The sequence below is a fragment of the Coprococcus sp. AF21-14LB genome (genome assembly GCF_003458885.1).
GTDB lineage: Bacteria > Bacillota > Clostridia > Lachnospirales > Lachnospiraceae > UBA9414.
On the sequence record NZ_QRVX01000019.1, the window covers coordinates 1 to 25,611 of the forward strand.

Genomic DNA, 25,611 nt, shown 5'->3' on the forward strand with positions numbered 1-25,611 from the left:
CTTCTAATTCTTCCAATGATGACTGATTTAACTTTGTCAATGTAGTTTCTATCAAATCGTCCAGATTGCCTGTATATTCATATTTTTTTCCATCTTTAAATAACAAGTCATTAAAAAACAAATAAAATGCTAAAAATCTTGTAACTAAATAAGAGCCTTTCATCCTCGATCTTTTTTATACTCAATACGTGTAGCTTGCAAAAATTCCTGTGATGCAACTACTTCAGTTATCATATTTAACCCTCTGCCATGATACAGAGCATTTCTAATTTCTTGCTTATTTAATTTTGTTCCACCCCTATTAACTCTATCAAAAATATCAAATAATATTTTGTCCGGCGTAGGTGGTAAAATCACATGTGAATATACTTGATAATCTTCCAACTGAGACTGATATATTGATAATCTTCCAACTGAGACTGATATATTCCCAATTCATCTACTAAATTCTTGAATTTTTTTCCATTCAAAAATTTCAATATCTTTAATGATTTTAATGGAAAACCATCACTTAAAAAATCAAATAATGTTGATAATCTTTGCTTTCCGTCAACCACTACATATGTAGAATTGTTCTGCTGTTTGAAATAAAATATTGGTAATGGTAAGCCCATTAAAATACTTTCTATCAATTCACACTTCTGTTTAGGACCCCAAACTTCATTTCTTTGAAAATCAACTTCTAATATCAATTGCTTTTTCTTATATTTCCTGTAAAGTTCATATATTGAAAAATCCTTTTTCGTTACCCTAACAGACTCAAAAATTGGCTTTTCCTCATCTCCAAAGTACTCTAACTCATTTTAATTCTTCTTCATTTTCCAATAAAACTTCATCTTCTATTGACATTTGACTCATCCCTGCCTTCCTATTTTATATTAAAAAACACAATGTATCAGAGCACCCGAATCGTTATCATCTCATCAAGTCCAATCTCTCCAATATCACATTCTTCTTTTCCACGAAGATATGTCTGCATATGGTAAAACATCATACACTCCCTAAGGTATTTCAACAACTCTTGTGTCCGACGTTTATATCCATATGCTTTTAATAATGTCCGTAGTTTCATTCTCACATAATCTTGTCCGTCCAAATAAAGAATCTGCACTCGTTTCATTTTGAAAAATAAATCAATATCAAAATAATCCGTAATGAAGGCTTCTTCTTCCACATCCTTACCAAAAGAATGAAAATCTTTCTGAATAGCTGGAAACTCCTTATCTATTTCTGGTTTGTCGCACAAATAATCTGTCCAATAATGCACATCCAAATATAATTGACGCAAATTTGTTCGATAATATGGACTTAAATATTGATTATCTTCTTTCCAAATTTTTTCCAACATGATACTCGCTGTCTTAGTTCCCATGTCCAGACTATGTATGATACAAGCAAGATCAAATGAATCATAATATAACTCTATCAATTTTATCCCCCTTCACACCATTACATTGTCTACAAAGTATCTGCAAATTCTCTGCCACAGTTTTTCCACCTTTATTCATTGGTATCACGTGGTCTACCTGAAAGAAAATACGGTCTTTGCCTTTTGCTCCACAACAAGCACAGGTATAATTTCCATCTGTATCTTTTGACTTAGCAAATGCTGTATCTCGAAGATTTTTTTCCAGTTCCGGATTTACCTTTCCAATCTCAAACAATGGTAAATCCTCCAGCTTTCTAATACCTCGCTGCACGTTTTCTTCTTCATCATAAATATGCGGATTAGACAGTTTTGTTAACTCTATATCCAGTTGCCTCCAGAAATACAATTTTCGTCCAAAAAACAGTTTTAACAAATTATCATCACTATTTTCCCATAAGGCATTTACATATTCTGTTTTCTGTCTCTGCCCCATATCCTCATCCCAAATATGTTTTGCAATCGCAGCGACATCTAACTTGCTTCTGTCTATATCATCAAATGAATAGAACTGAGGAGAAGTTTCGTACTGGGCATAATACTTTAAAATTCGTATCACATCTTTTTCTTCATATGGCGGTATCATTTCTCCTAAGAAAAACGTGTTTCTACATTGCTCAGCCATTTCCTCAAGCAATTCTTCTGTCGGATATTCTTCTTCACACTGAAAATTTTGGAACAGACTTGGTAAGCCTTTCATCAATTCTTCATATGCTTTTTTCGTACTGTCATATACCATCACTTGATAGGAAGAATCCACTCCATTTTCTTCCAAATAGGTAAACGCATACATTCCAATCGGAATTCTTTGTACAAATGGTACTTTTTCTAATACTGTGGTATCTACAGAATCGTCAAGCACAGAAGCAAACTCTTCTATTTTAGAAATCGCTATCATGCGTAATTCATGCTTCATATGCTCTGTTGAATTATCTGTAAATTCATTATTTCCACTGAACAGACTGTCTGGATTTACCCACGCAATATGTTCATTCCAATTATCTACAAAAGAAACTATATATGCTGAAGAAGTTCCGCCAGCAGCTTCTCCTCTAAGTGCCCGTCCTATCATCTGTGTCATAAGGATTGTAGAAACAGTTGGTCTTGCTAAAAATACTGTTTTGGTTTGTGGCAAGTCCACTCCCTCTGTCAAAATATTTACATTCACAAGTACCTTTACTTTTCCTTCTCTATATTCTTCTAATTTCCTCTCGTTGTCTTCTTTGCTGATTCTCACTCCTGTCACAGAATCTTTTACATCAGACACAATGAACTCCGACTTTATTCCCTCTTTATTAAACAACGCACTTAGATGAATTGCATGAACTACATTGATTGCAAATACTATAGTCTGTCCATACTCTTTCTCTTTTGCCTTGTATGTCTGGACAATCAGCTTGTTTCGTGCTGCACTATCTGCCATTTGTCCTGCTACATCTTCCGGCAATACGTCCAATCGTTGGATACTCTCCCAACCATTCAAACCTAATGATTCTCCATACATTTCATCTGTGTAATAACTTTCAAAAATAGGTTTTGATAAAATACGTCGATTTATCAACTCTTTTAACCCTATCTGATATGTAATACCTATGTTTCCATGAACCGCCTTTCCACCTTGTAAACCGTCCTCATAAATTTTTGCCAAAAGTCCCTGTTCCCCATCAGCAGTACGGAATGGTGTAGCAGTCAATCCAATCAATTTTACATTTGATACCTTTGTTTTTACATAATCAATTACTTTTCGATAAGTTTTGGCAGTAGAATGGTGTGCTTCGTCTACAATTAAAAAGATTTCCTTTTCGCCCTCGATCCATACATCTAAGCACTGTAAATTTCTACCTATGCTATCCTTGCTCATAATCAACAAATTGTCCGTGGGTTGAATATCAATAGTTCTATCATGGGTAGATGCCCCAGATATAATCCTATACTGGAAGGACGGAATATGTGGTATTACCTCTGAATACGCAAACTTCTGAAAAGATTCTGCTGCTTGGTCAAGTAACATCTGACGATGTGCAATCCACAATATTTTCTTTTTCTGGTCCAGTGCATTTCTTAAAAGCCACATAGAAGCTGTGTACGTTTTTCCTCCACCAGTAGGAAGTACAATCATGGTGCTATACTTCGCATTTTTATTCATAATATCGAGATTTTCCATTGCACATTTTTGATGTTCATATGGTATTCTCGCATTTGCTCCCTTTTTAGGAAACACTTTTCCAAACGATTTCACTTCTATGTAATCTTTTTCCATCATTCGTAACCTCTAAATTTATTATATTTTACGCATTTACCATTCGTTGCCTTTTCTGTGCTTCAATCAAGGTATCTCGTAAATCGGTCTCTATCTCTATCATTTTCACTTCAATATCGAATTGTCTGATACATTTCGCAAGAACAGATGTACCTTTTATTTTTTTTATCTCATCTTCATCACATACTACAATAATTTTTCTGTATATCTTTCCCTCAATTTTTTCAAGGAGAAGCATTTTCAGAATATCATTTGCAATCTTATTATCTTGAGCTTTCTTGGGTTTTCCAATATGTGCATAAATTTCTCCAATTATCCCATCCGCTTTAGAATAAAAATCGGGTTGCATGAATGTATTGCCTACAAAGATTTTTGCATTTTCTACCAACTCCACGCCCAACCAGTCATTTACCTTCTGAAAAATAATCTGCTCTGCCATTTGTTGCTCAATAGAACTTGATTTTTCTTCTTTTCCCATGACAACCCTCCTCAAAATTGTAATGAATACATAAATAGTTTACCACATACATTTCTATAATTCCATTATAATACGCCATAAAATCGTAAATAGGACAGTCATCAGACCGCCCTCCAATCTACGCATATACAATTTCTTTCAACACTGCTTCCTCCGCACTATGCTGGATATTATTACACATTCCAACCCACAACATCTGATTTTCTACCTTCAACTGTTCCGTCACTCCCTGCTTTTCTTTCATCTGCTCCACCAGTCTGTCCATCATCTGATTACACTCTTCGTCAATCTGATGCAAATGTTTATTTAACTTTCCAGCAAGCACCAGCTCCAGATATAGTCCTTTCCGATGCTCCTGCAAATATGTCTTTCTCAACATTCCATACTTTCCAATCGGATACTCTGTCTCTTCCGGGAGGTACAGGTCTGGATAATACAGACCGTCCTCTCCTAAAGTATAACTGATTCCATTTTCTCCCATAATGTGTTTCTCCATGATTGTCCTCCTATCTTGCTCCCCGATCTTTGTTCTGACTACGGGTATGCTGTTTATTTTTCTGTTCATTCTGTATTTCTTGTTTCTTTTCTGCCAGCTTCGCCCTAATACCATGCGCTACTGGCTCTTTTCCTGTTTCTTTCTTCCATTTTTCTATTGCAGTTCGATACTGACTATACTCAGTTTGAGAAGCCTTAAAATCCTTTAAAAATTCCTGTACACTTCTATATCCGATTTTCTGCACAATCCTTGGAAGATAATCTTTCATATCTCTAATCTGGCTTTTCAGTTCATCAATTTCTTTCTGCAATTCTTTTTTCTTTCTTCCTTTAAACCATCCCGTGACTTCTGACAGTTCTTTCTTCTTTGCAGAAAGCTGTTTTTGTTTCTGTTGAATTGCACCGTTTTGATCTTCCAGTTCTTTATTCACTTTAAATAGTTTCGGATACTTTGATGCAAGCCCCGTCATTTTAGGTTGTTCCGGTTCTGCCTTTTCTTCTTTTGTTGTCTTGACTGCTGCCGTGCTATTTTCAGCAACATGCTCTGGGTGTTCTGCTTCCGTTTGCTCTGTCTGTTTTGGCACTTCCCTGGGTTTCTTAAAAAGCACACTTGCTATCAAAAACTCCAATGCCTCGACCGCCACTGTTACAACTCTGGAAAATAATCGTGGTCTGTTTCCACGCCGGGCAATTGATTCCCTGATTGGCTCCGTGATTTCTTTCCGCTTCACTTCCATTATCTTCAGTTCCGGCACTCCACTAATCAATGCCATATCAACAGCTCTGTTCCATTCCCGGCGTTTTTGATTATCCGCTTCTATTTCCTGTGCCTTCGGATTATTTTTTCCGATTTTCTTTGTTGCAAGATAAACACTGCCACGCTCAAATACCTGTAGTTTCTGTTTCTCGTCCTGCACATAAATATTGATTAAATCTGTATAAGAATGCTTTACCTCATCCAGAAATGAATTGCACTTGAAGCGTTCATCTTTCGCAGTAAACAGCTTCTTCTCATAGACTTCTCCTTTCTTCACAATACTGCAGCCTTCTCGAATTTCGCCATCTTCTCCTAATATCTCTTTCTTGGTTCGGACATGTTTTCCATTTTCATCATAAAACATATTTCTGCTGGCAATCTTAATGATTGGTTCATCCAGTAGTTTCCGTTCTGCAAATATCAAATGAATGTGATAATTGGTCTTTCTTTTATTGTGGTGCAAAGCAGCAATACACTCTGTTCCATAATTCTGTTTAAAATGATTTGTAAAAAGCTGTAGCAATCTATCCGGCTGATATTCTGTAAAACTCTCTGGCAAAGCAATGATCAGTTCTCTTGCCTCAATACATTTTCCTTCTGTTCCACTTTTTGCAAATTCTTCCTGATTACATTTTGCAAGTTCCCGCCAGAATTTCCGTTCTGTGGTTTCATAAACTGCATAGAGGTTTTCTTGTTTTGCATGACTGGATATATAAGTGATCCTGCCTTTTACATTGCTTAGTTTTGTCATTTGAATAAATGAATTTCTTCCGATAGGCACTCCCTCCTTGTCTTCGGCAAAATAAATTCTGCCATATCATTTGTGAGTGGATGCATCGGCATCCGTTTACGAACTATCCGCCTGTCGGCGGAACAGCTCCCGGCAGCGAAATATCCTGAGTACAAATCTTTGATTTGTGCGATGGGTGTATTTCGCTCTCAAACGCCGAGGGCTTTGTGAGATACTACCTGCTTATGCCATAACTTGTCTTTAGTTTTTTATTTTGGGCGTATCCGCCCTCTTTTTCTGCCCGTATCCGGGCTTATTTTTTCACTAACAACAAACCGACTATTACTCTTCCTGTCTGCTTTATTCCGGTATCCTTGCCCGTACATACTCCAGATCTCCGCAATACGGTGTTCCAACCAAATACCATTCTCTCGCCAGATTCATTTCCATTCGTGTCTTTACCCACTGATCATCAACTAGAACTTCCAGACATTCTCCACAGTGAAATCCCGTATCAATCCATAAGTCTGATGACAATAATCCATATCTTTTGTTATAACTGTTGTAACCTAATCTTCCTTCTCTCATGGTGTCATTCTCCCTTCATTTATCATTCCGCAGGGACGCCCTGAATCAGGGCCCCCTTTTGAAAAGTTTTTTCTTCGCCAATCAACTACCGGCTACACCTTACAGACCTTCTCTTTGTTTGCTATCTACAGGTGCGTGGCACGCTCCTGTCATAAGGTCCTCAAGCAGAATCCTTACCAACGAAAGTACTCATGCATTCCACACTTATCCAAGTACTCTTGTCTTGCCTTTTCCTGTTCTTCCTCGGTTGGTGCTGTTTTGAATGTTGTATATAACTGACGTTTTACCATACTGTCTAATTTTTCCATCAATGCTTTTTCTATCTCCGTCAGATATTCTTCGTTCCCGGCAAGATGATACTGGAACAATGCCAGTAATAAATCTTTTGGTATCTGTACCTGTAATTTTCTTTCCATGTTTCTCCTTTCCGTGACGGTCGTGACGATAGTGACGATATTTTCGCTACCGTCACGCTATATAAAATACCGTCACAACCGTCACATATCGTCACGCTTGTTTTCCAACAAATGTCAATCTGATTTTTCTTCCATCGTGTCCCCGTTCTGTTTTATACTGGATTCCATAATCCAGAATCAGACGTTCCAGGCTGACATTTAATTTTCGTGATAATGCGTTCGGCTGCATTTCCACCTGCAATACTTCCACAAGCTCTGTTGCTGTTCCTGCCCACTCTAGTGTAGTTTCTGTTACAAGCTCTTTGATTTTTTCCAACACTGGATCTTCTGGTTCTTTCCAAAGTTCCGTTTCTGTCTTGGTAAGTTCCCAGACACATCTCTCCCGGTTAAAGTTCAACCATAGTTTCTGATCCTGCTGGTCACGCCCTGCCACTTCCAGAACTGCCTTATTATCTGTCCGTTTTTCTTTCTGCATGACGAACGCTCCATCCGCAGCTCCAAGCAATCCATTCGTACCGGAAATCATATCAAAACTATCTGAAGATTCCATTTTCCTTGTATGATGCACAACCAGAAAACAGATACCATATTTATCACTGAATGCTTTCAGCTTCGTTACAATCTCATAATCGCTGGCATAACTGAATTTATCTCCACCGACCTCTCGAACCTTCTGAAGAGTATCAATGATAATCAATCTTGCGTCTTTATGCTCTGTTACAAACGTTACAAGCTGTTTTTCCAGTCCGTCATTGAGCGATTTAGATTTTGTAGCGAAATAGAAATTCTCACTGCCTTCCATTCCAAACATCTGTGATAACCGCTTTTGCAACCTTGCATAATCATCTTCCAATGCCAGATACAGAACCGTTCCCTTTCTGACTGAAAAGCCCCACAATGGAAGTCCCTTACTGATGTGATACCCGATCTGTGCCATAAAGAATGATTTTCCAATTTTCGGCGAACCAACAAACAGGTAAGTTCCGTTATACAGAAGTCCATCTACAATTGGCAGTTTTGGTGGATATGCGGTATCGTATAATTCCATCATAGAAACTATTTCCAGATCATCTGGATTCTTTTTATTTGCTGATTTTGCTGCACTTTCCGCATTATTTGTGGCTTGCAGATTGCCCTTACCGGGCAAATCTGCTATACTTTGGTTGGTTTTTAAATTTTGTAATGGCTGTTCCACATCTGCGCCAACAGATGCAATCGGAGCAGTCATTTTTTCTTTTACTGTCATTCACTATCCCCTTTCAATCCATACAATGTCTCTGCAACCAATCTCAGGGTACTCAGCAACTCTTCGTTTTCCTCACTGCATTTTTCCAGATGTTTCAATTCTTCATAAATCTCTGCCATCTGATTTCGCAATGCTTTATAGACTCTTGGGTTCCCCTGTACCACAATTTCCCGATCAGTTAATCGTTTTGTGATATAGTCCTGCTTGCTAAGTCCTGACAATCGGACACATGCATCAATCTGCTCTGCTTCTTCCGGTGATACCCGGAATGCTACGATTTTGTTTCTCCATCTTCCTTTACTGTCCAGATTTTTCTCCATTTAATTTTTCCATCCTTTCAATATCCAGCTGTTCTGCCATCTGTGTCTGCTCACTTGGAAACAGATGTGCATATCGGTAAGTGATATCAATGCTCTCATGTCCCATTCGATCTGCAATTGCTAATACCGTAAATCCCATATTGATCAATAACGATACATGGGAATGTCTCAAATCATGCACACGGATTCGCTTCACCCCAGACACTTTTGATCCTCTGTTCATTTCATGATGCAGATAAGATTTGGAAATCGTGAAAATCCGTTCGTCCTCTTTCGGCTCATACAGCATTTTCAGATAATCCTGCATCTCATCACACAAAAACTGCGGTATCTTAATGGTTCGATTACTTTTTAATGTCTTTGGTGGTGTAATCACATCTTCCCGGTGCAACCTCTGGTAGGACTTGTTAATCCGTAGTGTATGCGTTTCAAAATTGAAATCTGCCGGTGTAAGTGCTAATAATTCGCCCATGCGAAGCCCACACCAGTAAAGTATTTCAAACGCATAATAGGAAACAGGCTTGTCCATCATGGCATCTGCAAATTTCAAATATTCTTCTTTTGTCCAGAACAGCATTTCCCGGTGTTCCTCTTTTCCCATATTTCCTGCTTTCTGTGCTGGATTAGATGGAAGATGGTAAAAATTAACTGCATGGTTGAAAATAGCACTTAACTGACTGTGAATTTTCTGCAGATAAGAGGCGGAATACGGCTTTCCATTTGGCTGCCGGATCGCAAGCAATTCATTCTGCCATGCAATAATGTCCCTTGGCTCAATTTCTCCTATTTTACGCTTTCCGAAATAAGGAAGAATTTTAGTTCTGGCAATATTTGTTTTCGTTCCCCAGGTATTATCACGAATTCGATTTTGCATATCCTCCACATAAATCTCATAAAAGCTTTCGAAAGTCATATCCAGTTTGGCTTCTTTCTTCAGCAATAGCTCTCGTTCCCACATCTGTGCTTCTCGTTTTGTAGGAAATCCTCTTTTTGATGACTGGTGCGTTTCTCCTGTCCAATCGGTATAACGATAGACTACTCGCCACTTTCCAGTGGCATTATCTTTATGAATACTCATACAAATTCTCCTCTCTTTCTCTTACATTTCGCTGTAACATACTTTTTTGCGGAAATAATTGGTGTTTACTCTGCCAGCTACCGTAAGATAACCCAGCTTCTGTAATTCTTCATTTAGCTGTTTGACAATCTTATAAGCATAAGACTTGGAAACACCCAGTTCCGCTGCAACTTCTTCTACTGTCATAAAAGTTCTGTTCGTCACATCGCATCTCTCCTTTCTATCTTAACGTATTTTGTTTAGGTTATTACATTTGCATGATACTAAACATTTTAATTTAAGTCAAGAGATTTTATGAGAATATTAAATTTTTTTGTTTAAGTTCTTCTTGCTATCCGAAATTGCTCATGCTATACTGAACCTAAACAGAATTGTTTTATTTTCTATCACAATTAATTACGGCAACACAAATGACCACTATAAGGAGGCAAACAAGAATGGCAATCGGACAACGTATCAAATATTTTCGTAACCGCATCGGCATGACACAAAAGCAACTCGGAGAACAACTGGGATTCATGGGAAAAACCTCAGATGTCCGCATGGCTCAGTATGAATCTGAAGCCAGAGTTCCTAAGATTGATCTTGTAAAACAAATGTCTCAGATCTTTGATATCAATACTCATGCCTTAACAGTTCCAGATATTGATACTCACATAGGTCTGATGCATACACTATTTGCACTGGAAGATATGTATGGTCTAAAGGTAAAAAATGTAGATGGGCAGCCTCATCTCTGCCTTGACTCTTCCATATCTACTCCCGGCTCCTCTGTCGATGAAATGCTTCGTTCATGGATGGAACAGGCTGACAAACTGAAAAACGGTGAAATCAGCAAGGAAGAATATGATGAATGGAGATATAAGTACCCGGAACTGGATACTTACCAGAAACGTGCCAAGGTACCATCTCAGGAATTGAGCGACTACCTTGTACAGGGATTACTTGATAAGAAAAAGAAATAATAGAAAAGAAAAACCTTACTGATATTCAGTTTTTTATTTCTGAAAATCAGTAAGGTTTCTTTATATACGTTATGAAATAAAATTTTTATCTCTTGAATAACCACAAAATGTTGCCATTTTGTTTCCAATCACTAAACAAATTTGTTTGCAGCCCGCATAAATACTGAGTTCTTATAATTGTGTGGATTACTCGAACTCTTCCCGAGTTTTTTATCGGCAACTCATAAATGCTGATATTCCCTGCATTTCAGGCATCTCTATTTCGCTAAATATCGCTCTTTTCGCATCGTTTTCAAAGTTTTTAGTAGCAAATTAGTTGCAGTATCTGCACCGATAATTTTCCATCGGCTTGATATAATCTACTTTTTTATTACTCACAATGAATAAATTCTTGTGGCTGTCAGGTTATCTATTACGCCTGCTGCCACAGCCAAAACGAAAGGAGCATTACCATGAGTAACAAACATAAAAATCCAACCATCAGCTTCAGAATTACTGACGCTGAACGAAAACAAATCGAAGCCCGGATTCTTGCCAGTGGAATGATGAAGAAAGATTACTTTGTCCGTTCCTGCATCTATAACCGCATCTGTGTTGTTGGTAAGAAAGAAACTATATATCCTTTGATACAAACTGTAAATGCGTTGTATCTGCAATTACATGAAATGCAAAAGGAATTTACCGCATTAGACTGCACTCCCGATACTCTTCCTTCATCAGAAGCCATTAAGGACTTACAGATTGAATACACTAATATGCTAACAGCTATTATCGACCTGCTAGATGGTGCAAAATATTTGTGGGAGGAAGACTGTCATGAACAACAATTTTAATTTTCAATTTGGTATGTATGATCCTGCTACGGACTCCATCATTGTTAATACCGGCAAGAACTCTATTCTTGTTATCCGTTGTAAGGAATGTAATTCCATAGTAATCTTTGATGACCCAAATGATATTGTATATTTGTACCGGTTGGCAGAGGAATCGCCTCTTCTGTACGCCAAACTGGCATTGAAAGACAATGGCTTGCAGGGTTATGTCGACGCTATGAATGAATTTAACTGAAACAATTTCCATTCCATCGCACCAGTCTCATGCTTTTCATGGGGCTGGTGTAATTACCATTCAAAATCATCCGGATATTCTACCTTCGGATCATGTAATTCATATATCGTTGTCTTGTATTCTTTTGCCCAATATCGCAAATCAGCTTCCATATTCATATAGGCTTGAGGTTTCTTTACAATACGTTTGGCAATATTTCGAAGCTTGTCCTTTCTTTTTTCAACATCTGTTTTTAGCAATTCTATATTACATTTATCAATATAATGTGTGGCATAATATAGAAAACTCTCATCCGCTCTTTGCATTAATTGTATGAGCTTTTCTAATTCTTCGTCGCCAATTGCTTCTCCGAGCGCCTGCCATATTCCCGCGCACAAAACATCCAAATTTGCTTTATCTCTAATATAATCTGAATATGGAATCGTTGGCAATTGATCGTCTATATCTGTACGTTTGCCTTTCGCTCCGTAATATTCAGACGAGAAAATGTACATCTTTGGAACCGATGCCGCCACAAAAACTGCCTCCGGGAATAATACCTATACACTGTAATACACATTCTGAGTAGGCGTAATTTGTTCATGCCATTTCATAATGTCCTCTCGCATTCCATTATCTTCCAAAACAATATCTCTATCACCCATAAAAGCATGTCGTATATCATAGCATATTCCTAGCAATCGATTCTTAACTCCATAATAAATCTCAGTCTGGTCGTCGTCTAATCCCGTTATTCTGTATATACTTTCTACCAGTTCATAAAAATCCTTATAATCTCCCTGTATTGTAATGCCTGCCAAATGTTCTGTCGGTTTTGTCTGTAGCACTTTGATACACCTCCGTCATATGTACATTTTCCTTCTCATATCGTTCCCCAAGCTGTGGAATAATTTAAATATTTCCTTTGTGGTTGAGGTGACAGAGGAAGTGACATTCCTTATCACCTCATTGTCACTTCCTATTTAAGTTTCCGTACTAATTCTCTTTCCTAACCACATCATAACCACTTTGGTTAAGATGTGGTCATGATATGGAACATCATCTCTCAATAATTCTAAATTCCTATCGCAAGTATCAGCTTAGTCTCACTATTATTCAAATACGCCTACTTAACCGCATTTTAACGACTTTTTTCAGTATCATCCAGTCTCATCCGGTATCAAATCTCATGAGACTATGTTGAGACTAACTTGAGACTGCATGAGACTAAGTCAATTCAAAGTCCATCTATATTGTCTTTTGTTACGCATTACTCATCATCCGTGATTTCCCAGTGTCCGCTAAAACCACGTCCAACATAACATACATTATCCATTTCCTTTATATGGCGTTTAATTGTTTTAGAACTTACACCTAATACAATTGCCATCTTTTCTGTACTTATTTTTCTGTCCTTACGAATCAAGTCCACAATCTGAACATCTAACTTGTCTTGAGGGACATCTTGAGGGACATCTTGAGGGACATCTTGAGGGACATCATAGTTCAGGTTCGGCATCACTACAGTAAATTGATATCGATCTGAGCGGAATGATGGTTTTTTGCTCTCATTATAATTTATTTGAAATTCATATCCACTGATAATCTTTCCAAACCCACTACCTTTACGCTCCATATATCCAAGCCGATTAAATACATCGGCAAGAACCGGATTTCTTCTGGTTGAAGGAACTGTAAGAGGATCTCTGTCCTGAATCATGGAACCATCCGGCATTCCTCCCGGAGAATAGATTTCCATTCTGTCATCATATATGTCAATATGCACTTCACTTCCATTTACCAGATAGTCACGGTGAGCCAAAGCATTTACAAGTGCTTCGTGATAGCTTCGCTCTACATACTCCGGCATTTCTTCTCTTGAATTCGCAGTCTTACGCCACTTCATTTTACAATTACGCTTGATGAATGCCTCTCCATTTTCAATCAGGGAAATAACACTACCTGAATACTCCGCATCATCTAACGCATCAACAGCGCCACCGCTTTTATTTAATCCATTCCACCTTGTGCAAAATAATCTTGAACAACGAATCGGACTTTCATCAGCAAGTAATGCCCCTGCATTTGTTAATTCGCCCTGCTCATTTACTAACCCAAATGAAATCAAATCTTTATCATCAAAGCTATTGCCAGTCCATTTTTTATATCTTTCTTTAAGCTTTGAAAATGCATAATCTTCCACCTTATAGGTAGAATTCTGTGAATCATATGATGTATTCTTTCCTCTAAGAACAAGACGCTTCAATTCAGTCGCAGTTGCCTTTACACTTTCATTTCCAACACGAACATAAGCTTCCAGTACACCATCTCCTGAATAATAATATGGTGTCTCGTCGCCTTTATACACATCAAGTATGACCAAAACCTTCCCATCTTCGGTTTTATGGAATCTAAGCTTAAACTCCGGTATCGGATCAAGTCTTGTCTTAATTACTTCACTAATCTTTTCTGCATCACCTTCCGGATCTTCAAGTCCGATAACCATCCCCTCATTAGAAATACCAAAAATCAATGCTCCACCAAATGTATTTGCAAAAGCACTTACACTTTTACACCAACTTTTAGGTTTCTTTTCTTCCAGTGCACGCTTTTTATCATATTCAGTTGCTTCACCAATTAAATCTTTTATATTCATAACAAACATCCACTTTCTGTTTTAATAATAGTCTTTGCTTAATTCAATTTTTTATACAACTTATCTACTTCTGCCTCATAGTTACGGTATGTTTCAGAATCAAACAAAACCCATTCTACAAGGTCAAAGCTATTCTTGTTATCCTCCAAAAATCTGCTTACCGTCTTTACCGCTATCTTTGCTGCAAGTTCTACTGGAAAGCTATACACTCCGGTTGATATAGAAGGAAATGCGATACTTCTTATCCCATGCTCAAGTGCCACCTGCATTGAGTGAAAGTAGCAACTTGCAAGAAGTTCCTCTTCCTTACTTCTGCCTCCATTCCAAATCGAACCCACAGTATGTATCACATAATCGCATGGCAGATTATATGCTTTTGTAATCTTTGCCTGACCTGTCTCACAACCATGAAGAGTCCTACACTCTGCTAAAAGTTCCGGTCCTGCTGCCCTGTGAATTGCACCGTCAACTCCACCTCCTCCTAAAAGAGAGTTGTTTGCAGCATTGACGATTGCCTGAACATCTGTAATCTTCGTAATATCACCTTTTATCGTCTTGATTAAATACATCTTTCCACCTGCCCAATTCTTATATTACTATTCCATTGCAATGGTCAATCTCATGCTGAATAATCTGTGCTGTCCATCCAGAATACTTTCCATGCTGTTTCTTAAAGTTCTGATCAAGATAGTCCACTTCTATTTCCTGATATCTCGTGCATGGTCTTACGCCTTTCAGCGAAAGACATCCTTCCTCAGTCTGATACACTCCGGATTTCTTTGTAATTATCGGATTTATCATTGCAAATTGAAATGGTCCGGCTGCTACTACAATGATATTCTTTTTTACCCCAATCATATTGGCAGCCATACCAACACAGTGTTCTAAATTTGCTCTAAGTGTATCAAGCAAATCAGTCACAATCTGTTTATCTGCCTCTGTTGCATCCACTGACTTCTGTGCCAGAAACAACGGATCATACATTATCTTCTTTACCATTAATTCCATCCCTTCCATACATCAGGCTGATATCCAAGTGTAGATTGTTTTCCATTTCTTACTACTGGTGTTTTAATTACCTGCGGATTCTCAAGTACCTTTTCCAGTTTATCTTCATCAGCAATATACTTAATAAGAGCAAGCGTATCCTGGTCTTTACCATCCCAGTTAATCATGTTTTCAAGTCCACCATTAGCCTGTGCAACAGAAGTAAACTCTCCCTTACTCATGCCTTTTTCTTTCATATCAATGAACTGATATTTAATGCCACGCTCCTTGAAGAAGCGTTCTGCTTTCTTTGTATCATTACATTTCTTAGTTCCAAAAATCTGGATATTCATCTGCTTCACCTACCATAAATCATAAAGTTTCATTTTCTCTGTATTTCTATATTCATGCTTCTCATAGTACCCAATCAGCTTTCCTTCATCTCGAAGAGCAACCATATATACATCCTTATTTTGTTTTTCATTGTGAAAAGTATATACAATATTGTGGTTATCATCTTCAATAAACCAATCAACTACTTGCTGTATCTTTTCTCTAGACGCTTGGTTATGACATTCCATGAGGCTTCTTCCAATCAACTTTTCTCCGCCCCATTTCTCATAGTTAAGTACAGCCGCCGGATTCATATAAATAATTTCATGATTCAAATTGCATATTACTACTGCACATCTATCCTGATCCACGATACTCTTATAAAAACTCACATACGACTTGAACTTTATATTTTTCTCATTATTCAGCCGTTTCTGCAAATGTGGTTTCTTTCTGTGATAATAACTGACAATTTCTCCCGACGGTATCCATATCTGTGCCTCATTAATCTTATCAAGAACCGCATCAATAATATGCTCATCCGCTTCTGAGTCAGGAACTTTTTCATTCTCAGTTACATACTTTTTGTATTCTTCATATACCCATGCAGTAATCTTATCTTTCTGCTTCATCTTCAGATTGTTAAAAGACTTGTTCATCTGCAAAAGCCGTCCATCTATTTTCTTATGTATTTTTGTTTTCTTGCTCTTTGCCATTGATTAATCTCCTTCTTGTGTCCGTGCCACTAACACCATCTTCTCAAACGACTGTGCAAATCTCTTATCGTCTTCCTCCGTCCTTTTCTTAGGGTCTGCGCTCCCGCTCCGGTCCGCGCAAAGCTGATGTCCACCGGACATCGTGCGCCCTTTCAAATGATTCTTATGAGAACCTCTCCTTGCTTTCTTATTCAGGTGTCGTTCCATTAACATCTGGTCAATATTTTCATTTGTGTACCATTTTCCTGATTGATGAATTGCATACGCACCTTTTCCAAGTGCCATTGCTGCTACTCCGTAATCCTGTGAAACAACGATGTCTCCTTTATGACAAATACTGATCAATTTATAATCAACTGCGTCTGCTCCTGCACCAACCACAATGACTTCACTGTAATCAGAAGTCAAAATATGATTCGTATCGCAGAGCAATGCAACATCGATTCTATATTTTTCTGCCACTTCTTCTACAATACGCACAACAGGACAAGCGTCTGCATCTACAAAAATCTTCATATTACCATTCCTTTAATTAACACGATAATCAAAACCATTTTCATGTTCCAAAATCAAATACTTCTTCCATCAAAATGTGTATATCTATTACATCCCTTACAATAAAATGTAACAGAACCTATACCATCATCTGTTATAATTACTTCGAGTTTTTCTTCATATCCACAATCAGGACATCTCCCTGTTTCACCAGTATTTGAAAATCTTTTAATAATCTCCATCTACTTCTGTGACTTATTCATATACAACACCTAACATTAAAATATTACTTTTATTATTCCTGCTAAAATCAATAATCCAATAATCACTAATCCAAATCCCTTTAACCCATCACTAAAAGAATGTTTTTCAATGGATTCATCCACTCTATCTTTGACCATCTCTTGTAAAAGTAATTCATCTTCAGAATCAATTCTTCCGTTATGATTATAATCTTTCATGCATACTCCTTATCCTTTAGGAATGACCATCTGCATTTTTAGCCCTTTATCGTCTGTAGATGGATTCTCCGGTATTATCTCTGTCCTACCCTGTGCATCAAGATTTGCTGTGACTGCAAGACAGACTGCATCCAAAATATCATCTGGTTTACACCCTAACTTTTTTGCAGATGTTCTCACATATTCCTCCGATACCCCTTGCAAATACCTTGATAATACCTGAACGCGGTCAGTGATTCCTTCTTTCTCCGATTTATTCGTCATAAGAACCTCTCCGTTCAGTCGTGCAAAGCACACCTCCGGATGGCTTTCTCTGATTACGTTCATATACTCTTCATTTGACAGTAAAAACTCATCTACCTCTCTCATTTTAGGAATAATGGCTATCGTCTGTTCTGATAAACCTTTTCCAATCGCTGATAAGTTTGCATCTTTCTGTTTATCTTTTATAAACTCGTACACTGCCTGTCTCGTAGGAACCGCAAATACGGTTGAAGTTCTAGGCTTTACAATCTTTCTTGCAATGCCATCCGGTCTTTTCTCATACTGCTCTATATTGCTTGGAAGTCCTATTACCATATCCACAAGCATTCCATCAAATTGTGTGGTATCAAAAACCATTTTTGAGAAATCACTATATTTCTTCAAAGATAGCTCCCCGTTACTAATTATAGCTGTTATCCAACCACCTTTGCATCCATCAACCCCGACAAATATTCCTTTATCTAAAATCTGTTCGTCTTCTTCCTGACATAAATCAAACATCTTTGCCACTTCTACAATATGGGCAATATTTTTATTACCGGCATATCTGTTTGAATCTGCAAAATCATCTTCAATACTAATCCATTCCAAAGTATTGACTTCCTCTATAAGAGGCACATCATATTCCAAAATACCAACATACATTTCAAGAACAAACTGTTGCTGATAGTATGTCATATCCATGAGCCTATGTAACTTTATATCTCTTCTAGAAATACCAGTTTCTTCAAAAAGTTCCCTATAAGCCGCATGCTCACTGGTCTCTTCCGGCTCAACTTTTCCACCAACGAAATTAAGCAGTCCCTTATAAGGATTTTTCGCACGCTTACATAAAAGAAGCTTTTCTTTGTTTTTATCAAATACAACTATACAATTACAATGCCTGAATCCCATTTATTCACTTCTCTCCGGTTGCTTGTCCAACCAATTCTCACCATCATATTCTTCAATCTGATTTACTATTTTATTAAGAAAATTTCTTAAATACTCGTTATCTTCCCTTCCTTGGGCAAACCACACATTAGACTGTCCAAATCCATACGCAACACCCTTTGATTTTCTTGGAACTTTCCATTTATTTGCTTTTCTACGTGCTGGTCTCGGCAAGAGTACACAATCCGCTTTCTTTGCTATTGCATTGTATGCCTGATCATAATATCCTTCTTCATCATCAGACGGAAACCTAATCACCTCGTAATTCCTATACACCGTTGCATGTTTATACCACCCAACAACATAAGTTTCTTTTTCTATGGCATCCGGATATAATGCACAATAAACTACAAGTACATCGTCTACCTGAGTTTCATTCTTGCAGGCTTCACATCCATCAATCTTCTCAATCTTCAATTGATTCCTTGTCTCACCGTTCGTAGATTTTGTCTCTACAAATCCAAGACAATACTCTCCTTCTGGATATCCCGCATCCTTTGAAAGAGGCACTACATCAAAGTTATGTTTTTCATGAGCATCAAGATTCTCTTTAACATAAGAACCACCACCTTTAGGCTCATCTTTTCCCGGCACAATTCCCTTATAGTAATCCATCCACGCAATGTTACAAAATAAAATTCTCAACACATCAACCTTCTTTCCCTTTTGAGAATGGACTCAAATCAATAAACAAATCTTTTAATTTTCTCGTATCAGTAAATTCTCTGAATAAGTATTCTAGTAATTCTTCCTGCCTGGCTTGTCCCAATGTTAATCTATAAAGTGAAAGTATCTTAATGAGTCTCTCATAGTTAACTTCATCTTTGCTCATAGGATACATCGGTACAAGCCTTTCAATCTTTACTCTCTGATTTTTTCCAAAACACCAGAATGGTACAAGTTCTGATTGCTCTGATTGTTTCTCTGCTTTTGCAGCCTCAAACATTTCTTTCCAAATATCTCTTTTAAATTCAATATCTCCGTATTTATCTGCAACATTCTGTCTGATTGCAAGACACTTAAATCTATTGATTCTTCCTTCCCTTTGTTCCAAATCAATCGGATTACTTGGCAGATTCCAGTGCATTATTACACGACAGTAATTATGGAAATCAAGTCCTTCCTGACCAATTGATGTCGTTGCGAGCACAAATGGTCGCATCGGTGAGTTAAATGCATTTCTGATATTCTCTTTACGCATGACTACCTTTGAATTATCTCCAGCATCTTTTGTAAATCCAACAGCATAACTAGACCTGATCCGGCATCCCTCACTTTTCTTATCCAATCCGTTAATACGTTTCTTAAATGACGGATATGTATCGGCAATATAGGTTGCAGTGTGTATCCTCAGAGAATCCATCATCATCTCATGTATTATCTGGTTTTTATTTCCTTCAGTCTGAAATCCCGCTGTCTCCCCAAGTATATGAATGTACTCATCGAACATTGCCTGAAAACAACCATCTTTACAATATTTTAATACATTCTGCCAGTGAGAATTATCATCTCGGCATCTTCCATAAGTCAGATCAATAATAGCCGTAGCTCCGGAAGATTAAAATTATTCACAAATACTTTAGCAAGTGCTGTAGCCCTAGCTGTACTTTTTCCATTTGAACGATAAATACATATTGCAGGTGAACCAAGCACCATATTTACAAGAGTATCTACTAAATCATCCGGTCTTCTTCCCAAATGAATTTCTTCCGGTGCATTCAGGTATTCTTTCAGCTTGTCAATATGAGCGAGAAATCCTTTATTTCTCTTGTCTTTGGACAAACTGCTACTTTCAGATGTAGTATCCTCGTCATCAGAATTCATTTCCCATACAATGTCATCTATCCAATGCTTCGCATATATTACACCATCCATGAGCATAGGGGCAAGGTAATACCATCTTCCATCTTCTTTGTTGTTTGCTGAGTGTCCATATTTTTCTTCTATCTGATTCAGTCTGTAATTTAATGCCAATCTGACTGACTTTTCAATTTGCTCTAATGATTCTCTATTATTCAGTGATGTAGCCGGTGCATACATATCTGCCATGGTTTTTGACGGATACAGTAACGCAAACAGACTCATCCCCCTTACTTCGCCATTTGACACATTAAATCGAAGCCTCGCAACCGGATACCTCCTGGAACCTTCTGCAAAATAGCCTGTATTCTTCTTATCCTGATTCTTACTCTGATGAACCAGTTTTCCAACAGTGAGTCTCTCAGCTTCATATGAGACCATGGCTCCTATCATTCTCGGAACCATCTCCCATGCAGAAAATACAAGTATTTTTGAGAAACCTTTACTATTCTTATAAGCACCTCTCATTTCATAATATGGCTTTGATGGTGGTACCCACATATATTTTTCCGCACCATTTATAAATGCTTTTTCCTTCAGTGCTTCCAGCCTCGCATTTGTTTTTGGAAGCTCTTCATATTTATTTATCTTGGAGCGATTTAGCCAAAGAAGGTTTTGCTGTTTCTCATTACCGAATTTCTCCGAATGTTTCGTATAATACTTTTCAATCTGTTCCTTTATCTTATACTTTTTCATAAAAGACATAAGATATGGGCAACTCTTTACATAGTCTACCGGGAGAGAATATCTGGAATCTGTAGCTGACAATAATTTTGCCATTTGTATGTAGGAATTTATATCATTTGCGTCTACATGCAAATGATTTTTTACGCTACTATCATCCGTGTAATCTCCGGAATCCATGACAGAAATCCTCTCTGTTCTGCTCACCCCTTGATACATAGCATTTTCTGCCTGCTCCTTAATATTGATGATTGCTCCATCTCCTGCTTTAAGTTCACTTAGTGCAATCGAATAATTTTTCCATATCTCTTTGAATCTGGCATTCTTATCAGCATCATCAAATAAAAAGTCCATCACCTGATAAAACTCTGCATAGTGCTCATCCAGCTGATTTTCATCTATTTCTTCAAGTGTTGAATACAATTTGTACGGAGTCGCCGATAGAAGCAACACTCTTGTGTCATGTCCTCCAAGAAAGCTATGTGCCAGTATACCAAGTTCGCTGTCATCTGAGGAGAGCAGGAACTTAAACCGCTGAAATTCGTCCATAATAACAAGATCCGGCTCAAGCATTGATACACTAATTCTGGCAAACATTATACGAAGCTTATTCATTACATAATAGTTGGAATAGGTAAGCTGTTTTCCATATCTTCTCTCTTGTAAATGATTAAGCAGCATATCTCTAATAACCGGATACTCGGGATAGTCAAGAAGCTTCTGTATCACATTCGCAGGATATTTTCCAGCGGATTCCTTCTCACACTCAGATACTCTGTTCTCAAAACTCCATTTTGCCCAGTTCCATGCTTTTACTGCATCCATAATCATAAATTTTTCAAGCGATATCTTATGTCTGCTAAACTCCGGTATCCTCTTTAAAATAGCATACATCAGTGCTCTTTCCTGCACACTTCCACCACCGGAAGTCATACGAAATGAAGTTTCCGGAGTAAGAGGAATCAACTGAATAAATCCCTCTTTTACAGATGAATCATTCTCCTGTTCTGTAATTCTAAGATGCTGCATAGACAATCTGGTATCTGATACCGAACCAATCGCATTGTTCCCTGTAACATCCAGTTTTCTGATATTTTGATTCGCTATATTCTGATTTGAACATATATAGATTACCTTGAACAGATCATCTTTTTCTTCCATGCGTAATCTCGCAGTCTTTACAATGGTTCCTCGGGCAATCAGAGTCTTTCCCATTCCGACCTCATCCGCCACAAGCACTCTGTTCTGTCCATTTCGGAAAAGAAAATCCACTCTGTCTACAGTAGCTCTTTGAAAATCTTTCAGACTGTTCAAGGTGCGTTTTTCAATATCATCTATATTAAATTGTGGCATAAAATCACCTCTAATCTCTTTATCTTCTGATTTTCAAAGTATTGCAAAACGTATCATACAGTTCACGAAACTCATCCGGAATAATCTCCTTATCCGTTACCATCTTAAGCACATATCCAATATCTCTAAACCTTTCCGGTTCTTCTACGGATGTTTTTAACATCTTCTCATATAAGACTGGCATTGCATCATTTGAGTGTTGAAAGATTCCTGATTCTCCTATTTGTTTTTTCTCAAGCATAGAAGCCAAATAATCATCACCCAGTACAAATGCAATATATTCCACAAATGATGCTCTGTCTTTTACTATACTATTTACAACTGCACTCTCTCTGTCCTCAGGAAAGCCTATTGTCGGAATCATGATAATCCTATGAATTTCATCCTCACCTTCTTTTGCTGTAAGCTCATAGAACTCGGATAATTGCAGAATCTCAAGTTCTGTAAACTCGATCTTCTCACATAAAGTATGCTCTTGCTTTGAATTAAAAGGTGAAACCATAATAGTTTTATCACTTGTAACCCCTGGAAATTCTACTGTTACCTTATATTTTCCGTAATTGTCTTCTGTAATGGTTGCTTTTCTCTTTGCTCTACACAGTTCTTTAATTTTCTGTTCCAAAGCATTTTTATTATCACCATCTATATCCTGAACTGCATCCATTACTGTTACTTTTTCAAAGGGATTTTTTACATCATCCGCTGGACCGCAAAAAATATCCTTCAGGAACTTCTCTCCATTAAGATACTTATTCTTTGTTCCAAGCCACAGCATCATTTCAACATTCTTATTGATTGCAGAATAAGATGCATTCATAGAACCAAGATAAAGGTCTACATCTGCATATTTTCTTCTGATATATATTTTGGCATGAATATCCTGTTTCATTTTATCTGTCATTTCATCAGAAATCGCATCTTCTCCATCCACAATCTCATCTTTCAATACATAAATTGTAAAATTTTCAGTATCCATTTCCTTCAGCTTATTCAATTCTGATCTTCTCGTTATGAGAGTCCTCTTACTGTCTGATAAACCTCTTTCAGCAATGTTGAAATCTGCAATAACACTCTCTGAAAGAAATGGCGACATCACTACCAGTTCATGGAATGTAGAGTCAGCACTGTTTCTATCGATAGAAAATAACACATCCTCCGACATCTGATATGCGTTTTTTCCTATGCCAAGTGGCAGTATCTCAAAATTCTCTCCAAATTCTTTACTATCAAGCGAAAACGATACATCTGCCAGTTCTGCTTGCATATTTCTGATAAGCGTTCTCTTCTTACCAGCATCCTTCACATTGTTTGATACACTTTCTGACAGAAAATCCAGAAAATTTATAATCGGCTTCGTCTTTTTCTTTTGGCGTACCATTCTGCTACTATCCATAGAAAAACTAACATCCCAGCTTCTGTCGAAGGTTAAATTTCGGCTCATTACTACAAACCGATACTTCTTATCTCCATCTTTATTCACATAGGACAATACCCATGTTTTCGGATGAAATGCCGGATATCTTCCAAGCTGCCTGTCTTTTGGTAATGCCACTTCCACAACCATTTTTTCAAGAAGAATAGATAGTGCTGTTGGCTTCAATGGTGCTTTTATCTGCCCTGCTTCGCAGAATAAAATTATCTTGTCAGACACTTTCTGCAGTGCATTCAGCATACTGATAGGATTCTGCATAAGCTTGCTGTCTGTTTCCTCAGATAAGCCGAGACAGATAGCTACTGCTGTAAGTGCTTCTAAGTCAAGGGAATATGTAGTTCCTATTGCCTTATCAAGCTTGTATCCATCGGGTGGCATGAGAATAATGTTATAATCAGTCCTGTCACAATTCGAATCCGGTCTAAACATCAGAACTCACCTCCCCGGAATAAATATCATTGATAATCCTTCTGGCATTTGAGAATCTGTAGTCCAGTTCTCCACCACCAACCCATTTTGAATGGTCAAATTCCTTTGTTCTATTAAGTTTTGCTCTGTTAATACCTTTTAGTTGTCTTTCTCTTTTTTTAATAAGTTCGTCCGCTGCATCTATATCTAATGCCTTAAATGCTTCCTGAAGTTTACTTAGGAACAGATATGTTCCCGGATTATGGAGTTCTAATTTATTAAATACAGCACTAAGGTCTACATTTGCTCTTCGCTTTACTTGTGGCTTAAGTCTATCCCACTCGCTGACAGCTACTTCATTCTCTTCTTCTGACAACATCACATTAAATCGTACCCTTGCCATATATACAAGATTGTTAAATTCACAGGCTAGTTTCATCATGTACGAAAGCTTCTCTTCAACTTTCTCTGATAAATCTGCTGCCATTGAAACAAAATCTTCATACTTGTTCATATCAATGCGATTTTTTAGCACATATTCAAGTAATGATCCTTTTGCCCCCTTTTGTATTTGCTTATCCAGATATAATGCCTCTTCGTTTGTAAGTTCAATCGTCAGATTATCTCTCCAATTATCATAATATATAGGCAGATTCCAAAAATTAACATTCATGATATCTCCTGCATCCGAATCATCTTTCTCATTTTCTTCTGCCTCGTCATTCCTATTACCAAGTTTTGCAGAGGATTTCTGTGTATTTAGTTTCATTGCCAACGAAACATATTCAGGTATGGATAATCCATAATCACAAAAGATTCCATAAGTACGAATACCATTCCAATAAATATCTGATGGTTTTCTTGCAACCCAACCCTTTGGCAAAACACGAGTTCCAATGACACCTTCTGCCTTTGGATTTGACTCGAGCAATTTAATTCCACACTCTTTTTCTTCCGTGTCTATTGCTCTTAAAATTCGATTTACATCTTTACCATATCTACCATCAACCGCATCTCTGAGGATATATGGAACAATGAGAAAATACTTCGCTCTGGTCTGGATTGTAGATGTTCCCGGGAAGAAATAATTTGCAAAAGCATCACGAACAATGCCGATGCCAAGTTCATCGACAGCTCCCTGTTCACTAAGAAGGCTGATTACATCAAGTGCCTTCTGCCTGTCTTCTTTCGAAAAATCTATCCATCCCAACTGCATTTAATCA

30 protein-coding genes and 1 pseudogene are annotated in these 25,611 nt (G+C 37.5%); 3 read left to right on the top strand and 28 right to left on the bottom strand.

Features of this window, described 5'->3' with window-relative positions; genetic code table 11:
* Positions 1 to 159 precede the first annotated feature (159 nt).
* From DWX73_RS13940 to DWX73_RS06480, 13 genes are all read right to left on the bottom strand, one after another.
* A complete protein-coding gene (locus DWX73_RS13940; RefSeq protein WP_242996681.1) occupies positions 160 to 384 on the bottom strand; it encodes a DUF262 domain-containing protein in 225 nt (74 codons plus the stop codon).
* Entirely contained in the window at positions 354 to 692 is a 339-nt protein-coding gene (locus DWX73_RS15510) for a DUF262 domain-containing protein (RefSeq protein WP_242996668.1), read from the bottom strand. The genes DWX73_RS13940 and DWX73_RS15510 overlap by 31 nt, the downstream gene beginning before the upstream one ends.
* 203 nt (positions 693 to 895) lie before the next feature.
* Positions 896 to 1,429: a hypothetical protein gene (locus DWX73_RS06430; RefSeq protein ID WP_118347966.1), complete on the bottom strand. Its 534-nt coding sequence runs from the start codon at positions 1,427 to 1,429 to the stop codon at positions 896 to 898.
* A complete protein-coding gene (locus DWX73_RS06435; protein ID WP_199413542.1) occupies positions 1,410 to 3,689 on the bottom strand; it encodes a DEAD/DEAH box helicase family protein in 2,280 nt (759 codons plus the stop codon). Before DWX73_RS06435 ends, DWX73_RS06430 begins: the two co-directional genes overlap by 20 nt.
* Positions 3,690 to 3,714: 25 nt before the next feature.
* Positions 3,715 to 4,164 (bottom strand): hypothetical protein, encoded by a 450-nt coding sequence (locus DWX73_RS06440; protein ID WP_118347968.1) that lies wholly within the window; start codon positions 4,162 to 4,164, stop codon positions 3,715 to 3,717.
* Positions 4,165 to 4,282: 118 nt separating this feature from the next.
* A complete protein-coding gene (locus tag DWX73_RS06445) occupies positions 4,283 to 4,660 on the bottom strand; it encodes a TnpV protein (RefSeq protein WP_118347970.1) in 378 nt (125 codons plus the stop codon).
* 10 nt (positions 4,661 to 4,670) lie between these two features.
* The gene (locus DWX73_RS06450) at positions 4,671 to 6,167 is read right to left on the bottom strand and encodes a MobA/MobL family protein (RefSeq protein WP_199413543.1); all 1,497 of its coding nucleotides are present in this window, start codon (positions 6,165 to 6,167) and stop codon (positions 4,671 to 4,673) included.
* A gap of 339 nt (positions 6,168 to 6,506) precedes the next feature.
* A complete protein-coding gene (locus DWX73_RS06455) occupies positions 6,507 to 6,734 on the bottom strand; it encodes a DUF5348 domain-containing protein (protein WP_005340457.1) in 228 nt (75 codons plus the stop codon).
* Positions 6,735 to 6,907: 173 nt separating this feature from the next.
* The gene (locus tag DWX73_RS06460) at positions 6,908 to 7,150 is read right to left on the bottom strand and encodes a complexin-2 (RefSeq protein ID WP_118347972.1); all 243 of its coding nucleotides are present in this window, start codon (positions 7,148 to 7,150) and stop codon (positions 6,908 to 6,910) included.
* Positions 7,151 to 7,241: 91 nt separating this feature from the next.
* Entirely contained in the window at positions 7,242 to 8,396 is a 1,155-nt protein-coding gene (locus tag DWX73_RS06465; RefSeq protein ID WP_118347974.1) for an AAA family ATPase, read from the bottom strand.
* Positions 8,393 to 8,716 carry a plasmid mobilization protein gene (locus DWX73_RS06470; protein ID WP_023921617.1) on the bottom strand — a complete coding sequence of 108 codons (324 nt, stop codon included), beginning with the start codon at positions 8,714 to 8,716 and terminating at the stop codon, positions 8,393 to 8,395. Before DWX73_RS06470 ends, DWX73_RS06465 begins: the two co-directional genes overlap by 4 nt.
* Positions 8,694 to 9,794 (bottom strand): site-specific integrase, encoded by a 1,101-nt coding sequence (locus DWX73_RS06475; protein ID WP_118347976.1) that lies wholly within the window; start codon positions 9,792 to 9,794, stop codon positions 8,694 to 8,696. Before DWX73_RS06475 ends, DWX73_RS06470 begins: the two co-directional genes overlap by 23 nt.
* Positions 9,795 to 9,815: 21 nt before the next feature.
* Complete coding sequence (locus DWX73_RS06480) at positions 9,816 to 9,998, bottom strand: helix-turn-helix domain-containing protein (RefSeq protein ID WP_022250156.1); 183 nt, start codon at positions 9,996 to 9,998, stop codon at positions 9,816 to 9,818.
* 233 nt (positions 9,999 to 10,231) lie between these two features.
* Between DWX73_RS06480 and DWX73_RS06485 the strand changes: the two genes are divergently transcribed.
* The 3 genes from DWX73_RS06485 to DWX73_RS06495 all read left to right on the top strand — a co-directional run bounded on the left by DWX73_RS06485 (position 10,232) and on the right by DWX73_RS06495 (position 11,827).
* Positions 10,232 to 10,759: a helix-turn-helix domain-containing protein gene (locus DWX73_RS06485; RefSeq protein ID WP_023921615.1), complete on the top strand. Its 528-nt coding sequence runs from the start codon at positions 10,232 to 10,234 to the stop codon at positions 10,757 to 10,759.
* A gap of 452 nt (positions 10,760 to 11,211) precedes the next feature.
* Positions 11,212 to 11,592: a plasmid mobilization protein gene (locus DWX73_RS06490; RefSeq protein ID WP_118347978.1), complete on the top strand. Its 381-nt coding sequence runs from the start codon at positions 11,212 to 11,214 to the stop codon at positions 11,590 to 11,592.
* Positions 11,576 to 11,827, top strand: a complete 252-nt coding sequence (locus DWX73_RS06495) for a hypothetical protein (RefSeq protein ID WP_118347980.1) — start codon at positions 11,576 to 11,578, stop codon at positions 11,825 to 11,827. Before DWX73_RS06490 ends, DWX73_RS06495 begins: the two co-directional genes overlap by 17 nt.
* Before the next feature lie 53 nt (positions 11,828 to 11,880).
* On the opposite strand, the pseudogene DWX73_RS15740 reads toward DWX73_RS06495, so the two are convergent.
* The 15 genes and pseudogenes from DWX73_RS15740 to DWX73_RS06565 form a co-directional block, all read right to left on the bottom strand.
* Positions 11,881 to 12,654 (bottom strand): annotated as a pseudogene (locus tag DWX73_RS15740) (DUF6904 family protein).
* A 422-nt stretch (positions 12,655 to 13,076) separates the two neighbouring features.
* Positions 13,077 to 14,462, bottom strand: a complete 1,386-nt coding sequence (locus DWX73_RS06510; protein WP_118348045.1) for an ATP-binding protein — start codon at positions 14,460 to 14,462, stop codon at positions 13,077 to 13,079.
* Positions 14,463 to 14,500: 38 nt separating this feature from the next.
* Entirely contained in the window at positions 14,501 to 15,031 is a 531-nt protein-coding gene (locus tag DWX73_RS06515) for an O-acetyl-ADP-ribose deacetylase (protein ID WP_118347986.1), read from the bottom strand.
* Positions 15,032 to 15,050: 19 nt separating this feature from the next.
* The gene (locus DWX73_RS06520; protein ID WP_118347988.1) at positions 15,051 to 15,461 is read right to left on the bottom strand and encodes a peptide deformylase; all 411 of its coding nucleotides are present in this window, start codon (positions 15,459 to 15,461) and stop codon (positions 15,051 to 15,053) included.
* Positions 15,461 to 15,802: an arsenate reductase family protein gene (locus DWX73_RS06525; protein WP_118347990.1), complete on the bottom strand. Its 342-nt coding sequence runs from the start codon at positions 15,800 to 15,802 to the stop codon at positions 15,461 to 15,463. Before DWX73_RS06525 ends, DWX73_RS06520 begins: the two co-directional genes overlap by 1 nt.
* Before the next feature lie 9 nt (positions 15,803 to 15,811).
* Positions 15,812 to 16,498 (bottom strand): PAS domain-containing protein, encoded by a 687-nt coding sequence (locus tag DWX73_RS06530; protein ID WP_118347992.1) that lies wholly within the window; start codon positions 16,496 to 16,498, stop codon positions 15,812 to 15,814.
* A 3-nt stretch (positions 16,499 to 16,501) separates the two neighbouring features.
* On the bottom strand, positions 16,502 to 17,014 hold the full coding sequence (locus DWX73_RS06535) for a YaiI/YqxD family protein (protein ID WP_118347994.1): 513 nt from the start codon (positions 17,012 to 17,014) through the stop codon (positions 16,502 to 16,504).
* A 53-nt stretch (positions 17,015 to 17,067) separates the two neighbouring features.
* The gene (locus DWX73_RS13530; protein WP_158556830.1) at positions 17,068 to 17,235 is read right to left on the bottom strand and encodes a hypothetical protein; all 168 of its coding nucleotides are present in this window, start codon (positions 17,233 to 17,235) and stop codon (positions 17,068 to 17,070) included.
* Positions 17,236 to 17,271: 36 nt separating this feature from the next.
* Positions 17,272 to 17,454 (bottom strand): hypothetical protein, encoded by a 183-nt coding sequence (locus DWX73_RS06540; RefSeq protein WP_058351593.1) that lies wholly within the window; start codon positions 17,452 to 17,454, stop codon positions 17,272 to 17,274.
* Between the two features lie 9 nt (positions 17,455 to 17,463).
* The gene (locus tag DWX73_RS06545) at positions 17,464 to 18,612 is read right to left on the bottom strand and encodes a DUF429 domain-containing protein (RefSeq protein ID WP_118347996.1); all 1,149 of its coding nucleotides are present in this window, start codon (positions 18,610 to 18,612) and stop codon (positions 17,464 to 17,466) included.
* Positions 18,613 to 19,299, bottom strand: coding sequence for a hypothetical protein (locus DWX73_RS06550; RefSeq protein WP_242996670.1), 687 nt, complete (start codon positions 19,297 to 19,299; stop codon positions 18,613 to 18,615).
* 1 nt (position 19,300) lies between these two features.
* A complete protein-coding gene (locus DWX73_RS13950) occupies positions 19,301 to 20,101 on the bottom strand; it encodes a helicase C-terminal domain-containing protein (RefSeq protein WP_242996672.1) in 801 nt (266 codons plus the stop codon).
* 77 nt (positions 20,102 to 20,178) lie between these two features.
* Positions 20,179 to 22,548, bottom strand: coding sequence for a hypothetical protein (locus DWX73_RS06555; protein ID WP_242996673.1), 2,370 nt, complete (start codon positions 22,546 to 22,548; stop codon positions 20,179 to 20,181).
* A gap of 19 nt (positions 22,549 to 22,567) precedes the next feature.
* Positions 22,568 to 24,409, bottom strand: coding sequence for a phospholipase D family protein (locus DWX73_RS06560; RefSeq protein WP_118348002.1), 1,842 nt, complete (start codon positions 24,407 to 24,409; stop codon positions 22,568 to 22,570).
* Positions 24,402 to 25,604: a DUF6361 family protein gene (locus DWX73_RS06565; protein WP_118348004.1), complete on the bottom strand. Its 1,203-nt coding sequence runs from the start codon at positions 25,602 to 25,604 to the stop codon at positions 24,402 to 24,404. The genes DWX73_RS06560 and DWX73_RS06565 overlap by 8 nt, the downstream gene beginning before the upstream one ends.
* Positions 25,605 to 25,611 lie beyond the last annotated feature (7 nt).

Bases quoted from the DNA above. Each gene is read 5' to 3' on its own strand.
- DWX73_RS06510 (WP_118348045.1), bottom strand. From the start codon at position 14,462: ATGAATATAAAAGATTTAATTGGTGAAGCAACTGAATATGATAAAAAG.
- DWX73_RS06490 (WP_118347978.1), top strand. From the start codon at position 11,212: ATGAGTAACAAACATAAAAATCCAACCATCAGCTTCAGAATTACTGAC.
- DWX73_RS06555 (WP_242996673.1), bottom strand. From the start codon at position 22,548: ATGCCACAATTTAATATAGATGATATTGAAAAACGCACCTTGAACAGT.
- DWX73_RS06435 (WP_199413542.1), bottom strand. From the start codon at position 3,689: ATGATGGAAAAAGATTACATAGAAGTGAAATCGTTTGGAAAAGTGTTT.
- DWX73_RS06565 (WP_118348004.1), bottom strand. From the start codon at position 25,604: ATGCAGTTGGGATGGATAGATTTTTCGAAAGAAGACAGGCAGAAGGCA.
- DWX73_RS06470 (WP_023921617.1), bottom strand. From the start codon at position 8,716: ATGGAGAAAAATCTGGACAGTAAAGGAAGATGGAGAAACAAAATCGTA.
- DWX73_RS06525 (WP_118347990.1), bottom strand. From the start codon at position 15,802: ATGAATATCCAGATTTTTGGAACTAAGAAATGTAATGATACAAAGAAA.
- DWX73_RS06495 (WP_118347980.1), top strand. From the start codon at position 11,576: ATGAACAACAATTTTAATTTTCAATTTGGTATGTATGATCCTGCTACG.
- DWX73_RS06530 (WP_118347992.1), bottom strand. From the start codon at position 16,498: ATGGCAAAGAGCAAGAAAACAAAAATACATAAGAAAATAGATGGACGG.
- DWX73_RS06450 (WP_199413543.1), bottom strand. From the start codon at position 6,167: ATGACAAAACTAAGCAATGTAAAAGGCAGGATCACTTATATATCCAGT.
- DWX73_RS06465 (WP_118347974.1), bottom strand. From the start codon at position 8,396: ATGACAGTAAAAGAAAAAATGACTGCTCCGATTGCATCTGTTGGCGCA.
- DWX73_RS13950 (WP_242996672.1), bottom strand. From the start codon at position 20,101: ATGTTCGATGAGTACATTCATATACTTGGGGAGACAGCGGGATTTCAG.
- DWX73_RS06445 (WP_118347970.1), bottom strand. From the start codon at position 4,660: ATGGAGAAACACATTATGGGAGAAAATGGAATCAGTTATACTTTAGGA.
- DWX73_RS06485 (WP_023921615.1), top strand. From the start codon at position 10,232: ATGGCAATCGGACAACGTATCAAATATTTTCGTAACCGCATCGGCATG.
- DWX73_RS06475 (WP_118347976.1), bottom strand. From the start codon at position 9,794: ATGAGTATTCATAAAGATAATGCCACTGGAAAGTGGCGAGTAGTCTAT.
- DWX73_RS06540 (WP_058351593.1), bottom strand. From the start codon at position 17,454: ATGAAAGATTATAATCATAACGGAAGAATTGATTCTGAAGATGAATTA.
- DWX73_RS06545 (WP_118347996.1), bottom strand. From the start codon at position 18,612: ATGGGATTCAGGCATTGTAATTGTATAGTTGTATTTGATAAAAACAAA.
- DWX73_RS13530 (WP_158556830.1), bottom strand. From the start codon at position 17,235: ATGGAGATTATTAAAAGATTTTCAAATACTGGTGAAACAGGGAGATGT.
- DWX73_RS06455 (WP_005340457.1), bottom strand. From the start codon at position 6,734: ATGAGAGAAGGAAGATTAGGTTACAACAGTTATAACAAAAGATATGGA.
- DWX73_RS06440 (WP_118347968.1), bottom strand. From the start codon at position 4,164: ATGGGAAAAGAAGAAAAATCAAGTTCTATTGAGCAACAAATGGCAGAG.
- DWX73_RS06515 (WP_118347986.1), bottom strand. From the start codon at position 15,031: ATGTATTTAATCAAGACGATAAAAGGTGATATTACGAAGATTACAGAT.
- DWX73_RS06535 (WP_118347994.1), bottom strand. From the start codon at position 17,014: ATGAAGATTTTTGTAGATGCAGACGCTTGTCCTGTTGTGCGTATTGTA.
- DWX73_RS06460 (WP_118347972.1), bottom strand. From the start codon at position 7,150: ATGGAAAGAAAATTACAGGTACAGATACCAAAAGATTTATTACTGGCA.
- DWX73_RS06520 (WP_118347988.1), bottom strand. From the start codon at position 15,461: ATGGTAAAGAAGATAATGTATGATCCGTTGTTTCTGGCACAGAAGTCA.
- DWX73_RS06560 (WP_118348002.1), bottom strand. From the start codon at position 24,409: ATGTTTAGACCGGATTCGAATTGTGACAGGACTGATTATAACATTATT.